Below are 15146 nucleotides of genomic sequence, written 5' to 3' on the forward strand. Positions count from 1 at the left end.
GGAGTGTTTATGATGAAACGCCAACCACGGATTCTGGCAGGCACGGCGCTTGGCCTGTTGATGGCGTCCGCGCCGTTAGGCGCGTTCCCGCTGCAAGGCAATGCCGCATTCAGCCCCGTGCAACGTACCGCGGCGCCGCTCATCCCAGTGCAATCGAGTTGCGCCGAGGGCGAGTCGGCGGAGGCCTGCGCGCATAGCCAGCAGGCAGAGCAGCCCAGAAAGAAGAAGCGCGACCAGCAGCAGCAAACGGAATCCGCTCCGGCCGAGCAGGCGGCTCCAGCCGAGTCCGAGCAACCCCGCAAGAAGCGGCGCAATCAGCAGCAGCAAACAGAATCCGCTCCGGCCGAGCAGATCGCTCCAGCCGAGTCCGAGCAACCCCGCAAGAAGCGGCGCAATCAGCAGCAGCAAACAGAATCCGCTCCGGCCGAGCAGATCGCTCCGGCCGAGACCGAGCAACCCCGCAAGAAGCGGCGCAACCAACAGCAGCAAACGGAATCCGCTCCGGCCGAGCAGATCGCTCCGGCCGAGTCCGAGCAACCCCGCAAGAAGCGGCGCAATCGGCAGCAGATCGAAGCGGCCCCATCGGAACAACCGGCCGAGCAGGCAGCGCCGGCAAACGACAACCAGCCCAACGTCAATCCGCGCAAGAAGAAGCAAAAACAGAACCAGCAGATCGAGGCTGCCCCGGCAGAACAGGCTCCGACTGTCGAGCCCGGACAAAAGCCGGGCAAGCGCAAGAAGCCTGCTGAATTGACCGGACCCGCCACGGAGGCGGAAGGCCAGCCGGCGCCGACCAATAAGGAAGCGACCCCACAGGCCCAACCGGCTCCGACCGAGCAGCAGGCCGCTCCCGTCCAGGGCGAACAGCCCCAGGACAAGATCAAGAAACGTGGCAAGAGGCCTGTCGGCGAACAGCCGGTGACAGGAGAGCAACAGCCCTCGACCGGCGAACAGCCTTCGACTGGCCAGGCCGCGCCTGTCCAGGGTGAAAATCCGGTCCAGGGTGAAGCCCAGGCCAATCCGAACGAGGCACCTGTTCTGGACAGCCAGAAGGATGTCTTGCGCAAGCGCAAGGGTGGCAAGGAGCGCGGCCAAAATGCTGGTAAGCAGCAGGGCAACCAGCCCGCCCAGCAGGGCGAGAACCAGGTCGAACCCCCGAAGCCGGCTCCGGTCGATCAGGGGCCGCCACCCACCGACGACCGGGCAGCCCAGCGGGAGATCAAGCCTGAAAAGATCGTTCCGGTGACCGAGGAAAAAGGCAAGCGCGTCGAGCGTGCGCCGGACATCGAGGATGTTCGCCGCCGTCCGCGCCCCCAGGGCGCCAACGTCGTCAGGGAATTCGGCGACCGCGTCATCCTCCAGTTCAACAACCAGACGTTCGTGGAAAGCAGCGATGCACCGCGCATGCACCGCGGCGCCAGGAATGTCTATTATGAGGACCTGTCGGGCGATCGCACCCGGGAAATCGTCGAGCGTGACAATGGTGTCCGGATCGTCACCATCCGCAACCGCTACGGCGACGTCATCCAGCGTTCACGCATCGCGCCCGACGGCCGCGAATATGTGCTGAGCTATGTCGACGAGCGGAACTATGACGATGATGCAGACTGGCGCGACCCGGGCGACGACCTGCCGCCGATGCGCCTTACCATCCCGCAAGAGGAATACATTCTGGATTCCGAAGAGGTCGAGGATCCGGACGACTACTACACCTTCCTCGAACGGCCGCCGGTCGAGAGGGTCCAGCGCCTCTATTCGATCGACGAGGTCAAGCGCTCGGCCCGCGTGCGCGACATCGCCCGCCGCATCGACCTCGACACGCTCAACTTCGAATTCGGTTCGGCCTCGATTTCCGACACCGAGGTCCAGAAGCTGGAGGGTGTTGCCAACGCCATGGACAAGCTGCTGAAGAAAAACCCGGCCGAGAGCTTCCTGATCGAGGGCCATACCGACGCTGTCGGCACACCGGAAGCGAACCTTGCTCTGTCCGACCGCCGCGCCGAGGCGGTCGCCGAAGCCTTGACCAACGCCTTTGGCATCCCGCCGGAGAACCTGACGACGCAGGGCTATGGCGAGGAGTATCTCAAGGTCAACACGTCGGGACCCAACCGCGAGAACCGCCGCGTCGCCATCCGCCGGATTACCCCCCTGGTAGCGCCGGTGGCCAGCGCCCAATAAACCGCAATGTGAACCGCGCGATTTGATCAACCATTGAATCGCGCGGTCATCAATCTTGAAACGCGCGGTTACCCATCCCAGATTCTGGAAAGGGCGTTCCCTGCCCTGTCCCGACTCCAGCGGGACACACGAGCCCCGCCGGTTCCCCTCCCCGGCGGGGTTTCGTTTTTTTGCAACCTTGCAAACCGCCGCAGCCTGCCCGAAATACGGCACTCCGACAACGGAGCCCGAATCGCCGCATGAAGCGCCTCGAACTCGCCATCGAATCGATCATTCTCGCCTCGCGCTGGCTGCTGGTCGCCTTCTATCTCGGACTGGGTGCGGCACTTGCCATCTATGCCGTGTCCTTCGGCAAGAAGCTGTTCGAGTTCGTCTCCGTCGCCTTCACGCTCGATGACACCGACACCATCCTGAAAATACTCGGCCTCATCGATGCCGCGCTGGTCGCCTCACTGGTGGTGATGGTGATCATCTCGGGTTACGAAAACTTCGTCAGCCGCTTCGATGAAAATGACGGCAAGGTGCATTGGCTGGGCACGATCGATGTCGGCTCGCTGAAGGTCAAGGTCGCCTCGACAATCGTAGCGATCTCCTCGATCCACCTCTTGCAGGTGTTCCTGAACTCGGTCTCCTACACGACCGACCAGCTGATGTGGCTGACCATCATTCATCTGGCCTTCGTTCTGTCGGCACTGATGCTTGCCTATATCGACCGGCTGATGGGTCTTGGCAAAGCCAAGAAAGCCGAGGACTGAGCACGCGTCTGTGCCGGTCTTTAAGAGACCGGTCTTTAAGAGATATGCCTGTCAGCTAGATACTTTCCGTCAGTAGATACCTTTGATTTTGGTATCCGTCCGGCCGAACACCTCGTCCGGCACAAAAAAGTCGCCGGCGAGCGGGCCTGTCGCACCCGGCGCATAGGCCAAGAAATCGCTGACGCCCTCAGCGCGCAGCACTTCTTCGTCAATGTAGAAATTGCCGGTCGCTTCACGCGACGGCCTGACCAGGATGGCGTATGCCGCATCGGCCATGATGTCGGGCGAACGGCTCATCGCCGCCACCGTCGCCCCGCCCAGGAGGTTACGCACCGCCGCGGTGTCGATGGTCGAGATCGGCCATAGCGAATTGACCGCAATGCCATCCCTGGCGAACTCGGCGCTCATGCCCAGCGTGCACATCGACATGCCGAACTTCGCCATCGTGTAGGCGACATGGTTCTTGAACCACTTGGCCTTCATGTCGAGCGGCGGCGCCAGATTCAAGATGTGAGGATTTTCCGCCAACCTCAAGTGCGGAATGCACATTTTGGAGACGAGAAAAGTGCCGCGCGCGTTTATCTGGTGCATCAGATCGTAGCGCTTCATATCAGTCTCCAGCGTGCCGGTGAGTTGGATGGCACTGGCGTTGTTGACGCAGATATCGATGCCGCCGAACCTCTCCACGGTCTTGGCGACCGCTTCGGCGACCTGTTCTTCATCCCGAATGTCGCACAGCACCGGCAGCGCCTTGCCGCCGGCCTGCTCGATCTCGTGCGCCGCTGTGTAGATCGTCCCGGGCAGCTTCGGATGCGGCTCGGCGGTCTTGGCCGCGATCGTCACATTGGCGCCATCGCGCGCGGCGCGCAGCGCAATCGCCAGCCCGATGCCGCGCGACCCGCCGGAGATGAAAAGCGTCTTTCCCTTGAGCGACATCCTTGCGCCTTCCTGCAACATGAAAGACACGATCCTTGCGCGGCTGAGAACCGCCGCGCAAGGCCCAACACACCGCATGCGGGTTACGCTGCGTCGGCCTTGAGACAATCTGAGCTAGACCAGCACCAGGCCCTGCCGCATGGCGATGGCAATCGCATCGGTGCGGTTGGCGGCACCGAGCTTCGTCAGGATCGCTGCGACATGGAACTTCGCCGTATGCACGGAGATGTTCAGCCGCCGCGCGATGACCTTGTTGGGGGCGCCCTCGGCCAGCAGCGCCAGCACTTCGCTCTCGCGCGGCGAAAGCGTCGGCCGGACGATCTGCTCGTCGGTCAGTTCCTCTTCGAACCGGTCGCTGTCATGGAAGATCAAATCGTGATGCCGATCGGATAGAGCATGGCTGTCGCGCGAAATCCGGTAGCCCGCAGCCGCGAGCCGCGCGGCGGCGGCGATCAGCAACTCGTCTGCTTGCACCGGCAGCACGGCAAACACTGTATCGGCCGGCCGTTCGCGGGCCGCTCGCGACGATAGCAGCACGCGAGGCATAGCCGCGTCGACGAGCCCGCCTTGTAGCCCATGATCATCGACGATGGCGACATCCGCCGCCTCACGCCCGTCGACTTCGCCGGCCAGAACCGGCCGCAGATCATCGGTCGCGGCGAGAACGGCGGACAGACTTCGCGCGCGCTCGACGTCACCGAGCGCGATCAGCACCGTCAGCCGTCTGCCAGCGACCTCACCGCTTACCATCTATCCCTCAGCTCAGTGGCTTTTCACCGATGGTCAGGGAAACCTCACGGTTCTCGCCGCCGCGCACCACGCCGAGTGTCACCAAGGCACCGGCGCTGTCCGGCCCGAGCTTGCGGATCAGCTCGCGCGGGCCATGCACCGTCTCTGCGTTCCACGACACGATGATGTCGCCGAGACTGAGACCGGCTGATTTCGCCGGCCCGTTATCGTCGAGGCTCATCACCATGGCGCCCTGGGTATCACCATTGCGGACCGGATGCAGGCCGGCGCCAAGATAGCCGCGCGCCACATGACCCTTCTCGCGCAGCGTCGTGACTGCCCGCTCGATCGTTTCGTAAGGCATGACCAGCGCCCGCCGGCGTGGCCCGAACAGCAGCATGCCGATCAGTCCACCCTTGGCGTCGAGCACAGGGCCACCCTCGAAACGGCCGCCGGCATTGACGGCAAGGTTGATGCGCCGGTCGATCGTGCCGCCGCGCATTGAACGCCAGGCCGGGCCGACCTCGCCGACCGTGCCGAAGGTAGCGAGCGAGGTGCCGTCGCTATTGCCCGCCACGACCGCCAGGTTGCCCGGCCGCACCGCATCCGCCTTTACCAGTGACGGGGCGCCCGGCGCGCCGGCCGGTTTCAAAACGGCCGTGCCGGTGGACGGGTCGCGGCCGACCAGTTCCGCCTTGACGGCTTCGCCCGAAGAAAACGTCAGCTCGATCTCCTCGCCGGCCTCGACCGCCTCCTCGGCAGTGACGAAATAGCCGTCCCGCCAGTGGAAAGCAGTTGACGTCCGGTGGTGGGTCGCGAAGCTGGCCGTCGCTGGTGCCGCGGCTGCCGCGATGTCGGCAATGGCGTCGGAAAACGTGCTCAGATTGAAATCGCTCATGATCTGTCTCCTGGGTTCTTCGTGACCCAGATATCGCCCGGCAGGACGTTGGCGGATACTCGCCTGACGGCTAGTTTGGGCATGTGACTGGCCATCTGGTCAGGTCGCGGCCGGTCCGGCCGCTCCGCACATATAGGCATTGTTCATCTTGTTCCAAACGGAGCCCTCGGATGGCCCTGCCCGCCCAGCAATTGCAATATGACGATGCCCTTCTCGATGCCTATTCGGCGACGGTCGCCGATGCCGTCGACCGCATCGGGCCCGCCGTCTGCCGCATCGAGCGCATCGGTGGCCCGGGCGGCCATGGCTCCGGCTTCGTCATCGCGCAGGACGGGCTGGTCGTCACCAACTTCCACGTCGTCGGCGATGCGCGCAGCGTGCGCGTATCAATGCCGGATGGCGCCTCCAGGGAAGGCCGCGTGCTCGGCCGCGATCCCGACACCGACATTGCGCTGGTGCGCGCCGACGGCAACTTTGCCGACGTCGCGCCGCTTGGCGATTCCAAGCGATTGAGGCGCGGCCAGATTGCTATTGCCATCGGCAATCCGCTCGGCTTCGAATGGACCGTCACCACTGGCGTCGTCTCGGCACTCGGCCGCTCGATGCGTGCCTCCACCGGCCGGCTGATCGACGACGTCATCCAGACCGACGCCGCGCTCAACCCCGGCAATTCCGGCGGACCGCTGGTGTCCTCGGCTGGCGAGGTGATCGGCGTTAACACCGCGATGATCCACGGTGCGCAAGGCATCGCCTTCGCGGTTGCCTCCAACACCGCCAATTTCGTCATCTCGGAAATCATCCGCTTCGGCCGTGTGCGCCGTGCCTTCATCGGCGTTTCCGCCGACACCACCAACCTGCCGCGCCGCGCAGCCCTTTTGTCGCAAGTATCGAGCAGCACGGCGGTGCGCCTGCGCACCGTCGAAAAGAACAGCCCGGCGGCCAAAGCCGGCCTCAGGGAAGGCGACATTATTGCCGCCATCGACGGCCGTCCGGTCACCGGCGTCGACGATCTGGTGCGCATGCTCGACGCCGAGCGAATCGGCCGCGAGACACTGTGCACGGTGGTGCGCCGCTCCGGCATTACTCAGGTCACCGTGATGCCGTTGGCGCGGGCGAGTTAGCGCGCCGCAGCACCCTGCGCATATTGCGCCATAAATTCTGGGCTCGGCGGGATCGGCCTGATCACGTCGATCAGCACGCCATTGGGATCCCTGGTGATGAAATGGCGCTGGCCGAAGGGTTCGTCGCGTAGCGTCCGCAGGATCGGCAGGCCAGCGGCGGTGATCCGCTTATAGATGGCATCCGGATCCCTGACCTCGAAATTGATCAGCAGGCCAGATGTGCGGCCCCGCCCTTCCTCCGGGATCGTCTCATGATCGCCCTGGACGATGCCGAGGTTGACGCGACGGTCTTCGGCCGAGCGCAGATGCACGTACCAGTCGGCCTCAAACAGCGGCTTGAAGCCGAAATGCGCAACATAAAAGGCTGCCGTGCCGGCAACGTCGCTCGTCATCAGCACCGGATAATAGCTCGTCGTCCTCATCTTTCCTTCTCCCGGCAAATAACATACAGTCTGCAGGTAAATGGAATTAACATACAGGCTGCATGTATGCAACAAGGATCCGCTCGTCGCTCCAACCGTGATCGCACCGCCGCGACACGCGCCGAGCTCATCGCCGCGGCTCGCAAACTGTTCACCGAAAAGTCCTATGCCGAGACCGGCACACCCGAGATCGCCGCCGCTGCCGGCGTCACGCGCGGCGCGCTCTATCATCACTTTGCCGACAAGCAGGCGTTGTTTGCCGCTGTGGTCGAACAGGAGGCGCAAGCCGTCTCGGAAGAGATCGAACGCGCGTCGCCGCCTTCGCTATTTGCCCGCGATGCGCTGATTGCCGGCTCGGATGCCTATCTGGCTGCCATGCGTGCGCCCGGCCGTACGCGGCTCTTGCTGCTTGATGGCCCGGCCGTGCTGGGCCGCGCCGCCATGGATGCGATCGACAATCGCCATGGCAACCGTTCGCTGCGCGAAGGCCTTGTTGCCGCGATGCGCTCGCACTCCATGACGAGACTGCCTGTGGAAGCACTGACCGCTTTGCTCGCAGCCGCCTTCGACCGCGCAGCGCTCGCCATCGAAACTGGAGCATCGATCGAGGACTATCGCGCCGTTCTCATGGCGCTGATCGACGGCCTGTCTCCGGCTGCTCCTCAGGTATCTCACCCGGTTCGAACTCGTTGAAACAGCCTAGCTGGCGCTTGAACTGGTCGATCAGCCAGGCGGCCGCCGGTTTCGGGCTGCGATCGGCGCGGTGCATGGCATAGAGCGGCGAGCGGACTTCGCTGTAAGGCTCGAGATCGAGTTCGACGAGCCGGCCGGTCGCCAGATCATCGGCAATCAGCCATCGCGGCAGCCCGCCCCAGCCCAGCCCCTCGCGCATCAGCACGTGCTTGGTGCGCACATCCGTCAGCCGCCAGGTGCGGTAGGCGAAGACGCCATAGTCACGCCCGCGCGTACGCTCGGACTGGTCCGAGACGACCAGTTGGATGTGTTCGCGGACATCCTCTAGCGCCACTGGTCTCGGCAGCAGCGCCAGGGGGTGATCAGGCGCTGCGGCTGGCACCAGGGAGAAGAAGCCGATGCGAAGCAGATTCACGTCCGTCTCACCCAGAAGCCCCCCGATGCCGAGATCGGCCTGTCCGCCGACAACATGATCGAGGATAAGGCCAAGCGAGCCGATATGGAGACGCAGCGTCACGGCCGGGAACTGCGCCTCGAATGCCTTTAGCACCCGAACCAGAACCGGCGACGGTAGCGTCACGTCGACCGACAGCGTAACTTCCGCCTCCAATCCCTGCCGGTATCCGTCGACACGCGAGCGGATGCGTTGCAGCACGCCGACCATGCGCCGCGCATCTTCCAGCGTCGCCTTGCCGACATCGGTCAGTTGCGGTTCACGCGTGCCCTCGCGCTCGAACAGCTTCAGCCCGAGCTGCGCTTCGAGGTTGGCGATGGCGTAGCTGATCACCGATTGCGCGCGATTCAATTTGCGCCCGGCGGCCGAGAAGCTGCCGGTCTCGGCCACCGCAACCAGGATCTGCAGTTGGTCAAGCGTCGGGTTCGGTTGCATCGTTCAATCCACATTTTAGATGGATAATATACAAAATACACCAGTTTTTCAAATGGGTCTGCGCACACATATTTGCCAGGAGATTTTAATCCAACCCTGGAGACCCCATTATGTCCATCCTTCTTGTCACATCGAGCCCGCGCGGCGCTGCCTCGCACTCGACCCGAATTGCTACTGAATTCGCTGAAAAGCTTGTTGCCGCCGATCCGTCGAACACGCTTGTCGTGCGCGACCTCGTCGCCAATCCGTTGCCGCACATCGATGCCGATTATGCGACCGGCATCTACACGCCGGCCGAAGCGCGCACCTCACGCCAGGCTGAAGTCGTTGGCGTCTCCGATGTCGTGCTGGATGAACTATTCGCGGCCGATACGGTGATTCTCGCCACCGGCTTCATCAACTTCAACATCTCCTCGACGCTGAAGTCCTGGGTCGATCACATTGCCCGTTCCGGCAAGAGCTTTGCCTATGGCGAGAACGGCCCCAAGGGGCTCGTCACCGGCAAGAAGGTCTACATCGTACTGGCTTCGGGCGGCATCTATTCCGAAGGTGCGGCCGTGCAGTTCGATCACGCCATTCCCTACCTGCGCAGCGTGCTTGGCTTCCTCGGCATGACCGATGTCGAGGTCATCCGCATCGAAGGGGTCGGCATGGGCGCCGATGCGGTGGCAGCAGCGCTGGCCAAGGCCTCGACCAAGGTCGACGCCATTGTAGCCGCGACCGGTAATGCCGAGCGCGTCGCCACCGCGGCGTAAAAGCGTCAGCATCGTCTGAATTGTACAAGGGCAGGCGCCCGGCGCCTGCCCTTGTTATCGTTGGCGACAACCTATTGTGGTGGGCCACACAACCGCCATTGGTTATTCCGCTTGTCTGCGCTATCGGTCGCGGATGTTCCTTTCCGTTGCCACAACGCACCGTCCGGCCACCGATCTCGGTTTCTTGCTGCACAAGCATCCGGATCGCCTGCACGAGACCGACCTGTCTTTCGGCAAGGCGTGGCTGTTCTATCCCGAGGCAACCGAAGAGCGTTGCGAGGCTGCACTCCTGCTCGATGTCGATCCTGTGGGACTGGTGCGGGGCAAGGGCCAGGCAGAAGGCCTGCTCGACCAATATGTGAACGACCGGCCTTACGCAGCATCATCCTTCCTGTCGGTGGCGCTGAACAAAATGTTGCGGACGGCGATGACCGGTATATCGAAGGAGCGCCAGGAACTGGCCGACAGCGAACTGCCGCTGGAAGCCGTGGTTACGCCACTGCCAATGCGCGGCGGTGAGGTTCTGGTTCGAAGTTTGTTCGAACCCTTGGGCTGGACAGTCGATCTGACGCCAATCGAAGGAATCGGGGGTGCTGCAGGCGAGCCCCAATACGGCCATCTGAAGCTGACCGGCACGGGTCGGCTCCGCGCCTTGTTGAATCACCTCTATGTGCTGATCCCGGTGATGGACGATGCCAAGCATTACTGGGTCGGCGAAGCAGAGATCGACAAGCTGCTGTCCAAGGGAGAGGGCTGGCTGGAAAACCATCCGGCCAAAGACCTTATCGTGCGCCGCTACCTTGGCAATCGCCGGGCTTTGGCCCGCATCGCCCTGGAGCGGCTGGCTCCCGAGACGGCTGGCGAGGCACAACCTGCCGAGCTGCGCGTTACGCCCGAGGAAGCGCTGGAGACGCCGATCCGGCTCAACGATCTGCGCATGGAAGCTGTAGTCCAGGCCATTCAGGCGACGGGGTCAACCTCGATTGCAGATTTAGGATGCGGCGAAGGCAAGCTGCTCGGTCGGCTCGTGCGCGAGCGATGGGTTCATAAGCTGTTCGGGCTGGATCCGGCGGTACGCGAACTGGAATGGGCCGCAAAGCGTCTCAAGCTGAACGAATTAGGCGGGCCGCCCGAAGGCCGGGTCACGCTGCTGCATGGATCGCTGACCTACCGGGACAGCCGTTGGGCCGCAGCCGACGTCGCCGTTCTGGTCGAGGTCATCGAGCATCTCGACGAGGACAGGCTGCCCCTGGTCGAACGCATCGTTTTCGGTGAGACGGCGCCCAAATCCGTCATCGTGACCACTCCGAATGCGGACTACAACGCTCTGTTTCCAAGATTGGTCCCTGGCGCATTTCGCCATCCCGATCACCGTTTCGAATGGAGCCGGGCTCAGTTCCAAGCCTGGGCGGCCAAAATCGGCGAGATCTATGGCTATGCAGCCACCTTCAGCGGTATCGGAGCCGAGGACCCGACCCTCGGCGCCCCCACACAGATGGCGGTGTTCACCCGATGAGAGAACCCGATAAGACCAACCTCACCATTCCTGACTTCGCCCTCGTCGTGCTGATCGGCTCGACCGGATCGGGCAAGTCGACTTTCGCCGCCAAGCATTTCCTGACGACCGAGATTATCTCCTCGGACCAGTGCCGGGCGCTGATCTCCGACGACGAAACCGACCAGGACGTCTCTGCGGATGCCTTCGATCTGGTTCGCGAAATAGCCGGCAAACGGCTTAAACACCGCAGGCTGGCCGTCATCGACGCCACCAATGTGCGAGCCGCCGACCGCAAGGCCTGGATTGAGCTGGCGCGCAAGTGGCACGCTTTGCCCGTCGCCGTGGTCCTCAATCCAGGCGTCGAGGTGTGCGTCGCACGCAATGCGGTGCGAGTCGACCGGCCGTTTGGCGCCGGGGTCGCCCAGCGCATGACAACCGAGATCCGCAAGGGTCTTGGCGGCCTCCAACGCGAGGGCTTCCGCCAAGTCTGGAAGCTTACCAGCGAGGCCAGCATCGACGCGGCCGAGGTGTCGCGACAGCCGCTGTGGACCGATAAGCGCGACGACCATGGCCCGTTCGATATCATTGGCGACATCCACGGCTGTTCGGATGAGCTTCATATCCTGCTCGCTCGATTGGGCTACAGCATCGTCTGGTCTGAGCATCAGGGCGACCGAACGGTCACCGTGGTCCCACCAGAGGGCCGCAAGATCGTCTTTGTCGGCGACCTCGTCGATCGCGGCCCCAACTCGCCCGACGTGCTGCGCATTGCCATGAGCATGGTCGCGGCTGGAACCGCATACTGTGTCCAGGGCAACCATGAACGCAAACTCAGCCGCTGGCTGGAAGGCCGCAAGGTCACGGTCGCTCACGGCCTCCAGCAGACCGTCGATCAGCTAAATGCACAGGACCGAGGCCTGCGCGAGGCGCTGCCGGCCTTTCTCGACGGCCTGCGCAGCCATGTCTGGCTCGATGGCGGAGGCCTCGCCGTCGCCCATGCCGGCCTCAAGGAAGAGATGATCGGACGCGGTTCCGGCGCTGTGCGCGAGTTCGCTCTGTACGGCGAGACCACAGGCGAGACCGACGAGTTCGGGCTGCCCGTCCGTGCCGACTGGGCCGCGGCCTATCGTGGCAAGACGGCCATTATCTATGGACATACGCCCACGCTATCGGCCGAATGGGTCAACAGCACCCTGTGCATCGACACCGGATGCGTATTCGGCGGCAAGCTGACGGCCTTGCGCTGGCCGGAACGCGAACTGGTCGAGGTGCCGGCAATCCAGACCTGGTCGGAGCCGATACGTCCGCTGGGCGGGTCCGGTCCCGGTAAATCGGCACAGGCCGACGCCGACGGCGTGCTCGATTATCAGGATGTCTCCGGTCGCCGTTGGATCGAGACCGGACTGAGGGGCCGGATTGTCGTGGCCGAGGAGAACGCGTCGGCAGCACTGGAGGTGATGAGCCGCTTCGCGCTCTCGCCGCAATGGCTGATCTATCTGCCGCCGACCATGTCGCCGTCCGAGACCAGCAGCCAGGACGGCTGGCTGGAACGTCCGGAGGATGCCTTCGCTTACTTCCGCGAGCGCGGCGTTGCGCAGATCGTGTGCGAGGAGAAGCACATGGGTTCGCGGGCAGTGATCGCGCTCTGCCGGAACGCGCAGGCGGCACGCAGCCGCTTCGGGGTCCCTGGCGACGAAACCGGCGCAATCTGGACCCGCACCGGACGCTCCTTTTTCAATGACAGTGCCATGACGGAGGACCTGCTCGCCCGTCTTCGCACCGAGGTCGACGCGGCGGATCTGTGGAAGGAATTGAACAGCGACTGGCTGCTGCTGGACTCCGAGATAATGCCTTGGTCGGCCAAAGCCGGCAGTCTGATCGAAAGCCAGTATGCGCCTGTGGCCACATCCTCTGCCGCCGGTCTCAAGGCCAGCAGCGAGGCGCTGGCCCGTGCGATGGCGCGCGGCGTCGATGCAGCCGCCCTGAACGCACGCCTTGAAGACCGGGCCGTCCGCGCAGCCAAATACGCCACCGCCTGGGCGCCCTACGTATGGCCAGTTTCGGGCGTCGAGGACCTTAAGGCCGCGCCTTTCCACCTGCTGGCCAGCGAGGGACGTGTTTGGTTTGACCAGGACCATGTCTGGCACATGTCGCTCGCGGACCGTCTGGCTGCCCGTGGCGGCGTGGTCACGCCGACTCGATGGCGTATGGTTGATCTGGCCGACGGCAGCGCGTGTGCCGAGGCCGTCGCCTGGTGGGAAGCGCTGACTGGCGTAGGCGGCGAAGGCATGGTGGTCAAACCACGCGACTTCGTCAGCCGTGGCAAGAAGGGGCTCATCCAGCCGGCGCTGAAGGTCCGCGGCCCGGAATATTTGCGCATCATCTATGGTCCCGAATATGACGCGCCCGACAATCTCGTCCGCCTCCGAGAACGCGGCCTGGCCGGCAAGCGCAGCCTGGCGCTCAGAGAGTTCGCGCTTGGCCACGAAGCGCTAACGCGATTTGTCGCCAAGCAGCCGCTACGCCGGGTTCACGAGTGTGTCTTCGCCGTGCTGGCGTTGGAAAGCGAGCCAATCGACCCAAGGCTGTAGTAGCCGATCTATCCGAAGATCTTCTCGCCTTGCTCGTCGACCAGCTGGATGCCCTTTTTGATCGAGATGTCGACAGCGTCATCAAGCCCGGCAAAGCGGTCGGCGCGGATGAATTTGTGCTCCTTCATCACGCCGTCGATCTCCTTCGAAACCACGCCGCAGGTCTGGTACTGGCCCTCCGCCTTGTAGGGCGTGGCGCTGATCAAAAATCCCTTGTGCTCGATCTGCTTTGCCGGCGCCGCTGTCTTTGGCTCGGCGGCTTCGTTGCCTCCGCCGAAAAGACGCTTCAGAAAAGACATGGGGTATCCTCCAACGGCAATCATCCTGCACTACATAGCGCGGTGCAGGATGATTTTCAGTACCGGTCCTTGGCCGAGCGGGCAAGGGCCGCAGCTGGCTTGGCAGCCAGAGATCAGTCGCGCGACAACGCTTCCAAGGCCTCTGCGGCAGCTTCCAATATGCTGATTGCCTCGGCCTGCTTTGCTTCAGGCGCATCGACGATCTCGCCGAGCGCGGCGCGCAGCCGGTGGCGCACGGCGCGAAACTCGTCGCGCTTTTCCGAGCGGCCGCGGCCGCGCCGGCCACCGTCGCCGTCATCGTTCCAGCCGAACCAGTCGCGCGCCTTCGCCATCTTGCGGCCGAAGCGCTCGAGATGTTCGAGCACGTGGTCGATCATCTCGCGATTTTCGTTGAGGTGCGCCTGCCCAGCCTCGGTGATTGAAAACACCTTCTTGTTGCCTTCCGCCGCAGAAACGGCGTAGCCGGCCTCTTCCAGGAAGGTCAGCGTCGGGTAGACCACGCCGGGGCTCGGGCTGTAGAAGCCGCTGGTGCGCTCCTCCAGCGCCTTGATGATGTCGTAGCCGTGCCGCGGCGCCTCGGCCAGCAGCGACAGCGTGATCAGCTTGAGGTCGCCGTCGGCCAGCATGCGCCCGGCGCGGAACATGTCGCCCGGCCCGCCGCGTCCGCCGCCTCTCATGCCATGCCCGAACGGGCCGAAGCCGCCGCGTCCGCCGAATTTGCCGGCCATATGCATGAAAACACGCTCGGCATGTTCGCCAAAACGATGACGCCCGAAATGATTGTCTTTGTGCATTGTCTGCTCCTTGAGTTATGTCTTACGATATATCTCACCTAAGTGCCCGCCACGGTCGAGTCAAGATATATCTTACGATGTATCTGAAAATGGCACCAGCAGGATTGATTTCGCCAGCGAGGGCAGCTAGAGGGTGCATGAGGGCCGAAGGCCGCTCCGTAAGCGTCTGACGTGAAGCAACGCATCCACCCCGGTCGTTCCGGGCAGTTACGCCGACAATACCGGCGAAAGGATGCAAGGCGACGAACCGGATGCTTCAGGGAAATCCAAATGACCATGAAAACCCCGCGCAGCAAGCTGCCTGCGCGCTATGCCGCCGTGCTCGGCCCGCTGGTGCTGTCGTTGCTGATGACGTTCATCGTGTCGTTCATCTCGACACTGAAAAGCCTTGGCTTCCAGCCCGACATGCTGGCCACTTGGCTGACGGCTTGGGGCCTGTCCTGGCTGGTGGCCTTTCCGACGCTGCTGCTGGTGCTGCCGGCGGTGCGCCGCATCGTTGGCTGGCTTTGCGAGCCCGTGGCTCGATAGCAGGGCACGCGAAAGGCCTGGAAACAATCTCCGGACCTTTCGGTGCGGAGCGAATAATAC

General features: G+C 63.5%; 15 protein-coding genes. 8 read left to right on the plus strand and 7 right to left on the minus strand.

Annotation, left to right across the window (positions count from 1 at the left end):
• Nucleotides 1-12: 12 nt before the first annotated feature.
• On the plus strand, nucleotides 13-2178 hold the full coding sequence (locus NKI17_RS18730; protein ID WP_502894543.1) for an OmpA family protein: 2166 nt from the start codon (nucleotides 13-15) through the stop codon (nucleotides 2176-2178).
• 239 nt (nucleotides 2179-2417) lie between these two features.
• Nucleotides 2418-2933: a TIGR00645 family protein gene (locus NKI17_RS18735; protein WP_352457550.1), complete on the plus strand. Its 516-nt coding sequence runs from the start codon at nucleotides 2418-2420 to the stop codon at nucleotides 2931-2933.
• 69 nt (nucleotides 2934-3002) lie between these two features.
• Here NKI17_RS18735 and NKI17_RS18740 read toward each other — a convergent pair whose 3' ends face one another.
• The 3 genes from NKI17_RS18740 to NKI17_RS18750 all read right to left on the minus strand — a co-directional run bounded on the left by NKI17_RS18740 (nucleotide 3003) and on the right by NKI17_RS18750 (nucleotide 5496).
• Nucleotides 3003-3869, minus strand: a complete 867-nt coding sequence (locus NKI17_RS18740) for an SDR family oxidoreductase (protein ID WP_352906605.1) — start codon at nucleotides 3867-3869, stop codon at nucleotides 3003-3005.
• 114 nt (nucleotides 3870-3983) lie between these two features.
• A complete protein-coding gene (locus NKI17_RS18745) occupies nucleotides 3984-4619 on the minus strand; it encodes a helix-turn-helix transcriptional regulator (protein ID WP_352570981.1) in 636 nt (211 codons plus the stop codon).
• Between the two features lie 7 nt (nucleotides 4620-4626).
• On the minus strand, nucleotides 4627-5496 hold the full coding sequence (locus tag NKI17_RS18750) for a S1C family serine protease (RefSeq protein WP_023678283.1): 870 nt from the start codon (nucleotides 5494-5496) through the stop codon (nucleotides 4627-4629).
• A gap of 170 nt (nucleotides 5497-5666) precedes the next feature.
• Between NKI17_RS18750 and NKI17_RS18755 the strand changes: the two genes are divergently transcribed.
• Entirely contained in the window at nucleotides 5667-6617 is a 951-nt protein-coding gene (locus NKI17_RS18755; RefSeq protein WP_023678284.1) for a S1C family serine protease, read from the plus strand.
• Here NKI17_RS18755 and NKI17_RS18760 read toward each other — a convergent pair.
• Nucleotides 6614-7039: a VOC family protein gene (locus NKI17_RS18760; RefSeq protein ID WP_023678285.1), complete on the minus strand. Its 426-nt coding sequence runs from the start codon at nucleotides 7037-7039 to the stop codon at nucleotides 6614-6616. The genes NKI17_RS18755 and NKI17_RS18760 overlap by 4 nt on opposite strands.
• Before the next feature lie 66 nt (nucleotides 7040-7105).
• Between NKI17_RS18760 and NKI17_RS18765 the strand changes: the two genes are divergently transcribed.
• Entirely contained in the window at nucleotides 7106-7732 is a 627-nt protein-coding gene (locus NKI17_RS18765; RefSeq protein WP_023678286.1) for a TetR/AcrR family transcriptional regulator, read from the plus strand.
• On the opposite strand, the gene NKI17_RS18770 is transcribed toward NKI17_RS18765, so the two are convergent.
• The gene (locus NKI17_RS18770; RefSeq protein ID WP_023678287.1) at nucleotides 7665-8621 is read right to left on the minus strand and encodes a LysR family transcriptional regulator; all 957 of its coding nucleotides are present in this window, start codon (nucleotides 8619-8621) and stop codon (nucleotides 7665-7667) included. The two genes, NKI17_RS18765 and NKI17_RS18770, sit on opposite strands and share 68 nt — an antisense overlap.
• A 110-nt stretch (nucleotides 8622-8731) precedes the next feature.
• On the opposite strand from NKI17_RS18770, the gene NKI17_RS18775 reads away from it, so the two are divergent.
• From NKI17_RS18775 to NKI17_RS18785, 3 genes are all read left to right on the plus strand, one after another.
• On the plus strand, nucleotides 8732-9376 hold the full coding sequence (locus NKI17_RS18775) for an FMN-dependent NADH-azoreductase (protein ID WP_023678288.1): 645 nt from the start codon (nucleotides 8732-8734) through the stop codon (nucleotides 9374-9376).
• A 133-nt stretch (nucleotides 9377-9509) separates the two neighbouring features.
• Nucleotides 9510-10892: a 3' terminal RNA ribose 2'-O-methyltransferase Hen1 gene (locus NKI17_RS18780; protein ID WP_352829549.1), complete on the plus strand. Its 1383-nt coding sequence runs from the start codon at nucleotides 9510-9512 to the stop codon at nucleotides 10890-10892.
• The gene (locus NKI17_RS18785) at nucleotides 10889-13465 is read left to right on the plus strand and encodes a polynucleotide kinase-phosphatase (protein ID WP_352829551.1); all 2577 of its coding nucleotides are present in this window, start codon (nucleotides 10889-10891) and stop codon (nucleotides 13463-13465) included. The genes NKI17_RS18780 and NKI17_RS18785 overlap by 4 nt, the downstream gene beginning before the upstream one ends.
• Nucleotides 13466-13473: 8 nt before the next feature.
• Here the strand turns inward: NKI17_RS18785 and NKI17_RS18790 are convergent, their stop codons facing one another.
• Nucleotides 13474-13764 (minus strand): HlyU family transcriptional regulator, encoded by a 291-nt coding sequence (locus tag NKI17_RS18790; RefSeq protein ID WP_023678291.1) that lies wholly within the window; start codon nucleotides 13762-13764, stop codon nucleotides 13474-13476.
• Between the two features lie 113 nt (nucleotides 13765-13877).
• Nucleotides 13878-14558 carry a PadR family transcriptional regulator gene (locus tag NKI17_RS18795; protein ID WP_352683770.1) on the minus strand — a complete coding sequence of 227 codons (681 nt, stop codon included), beginning with the start codon at nucleotides 14556-14558 and terminating at the stop codon, nucleotides 13878-13880.
• A gap of 270 nt (nucleotides 14559-14828) precedes the next feature.
• Between NKI17_RS18795 and NKI17_RS18800 the strand changes: the two genes are divergently transcribed.
• On the plus strand, nucleotides 14829-15086 hold the full coding sequence (locus tag NKI17_RS18800) for a DUF2798 domain-containing protein (RefSeq protein WP_031212108.1): 258 nt from the start codon (nucleotides 14829-14831) through the stop codon (nucleotides 15084-15086).
• The last annotated feature ends 60 nt before the right edge of the window (nucleotides 15087-15146 follow it).

Source organism: Mesorhizobium sp. M0816 (assembly GCF_040320005.1).
Lineage (GTDB): Bacteria > Pseudomonadota > Alphaproteobacteria > Rhizobiales > Rhizobiaceae > Mesorhizobium.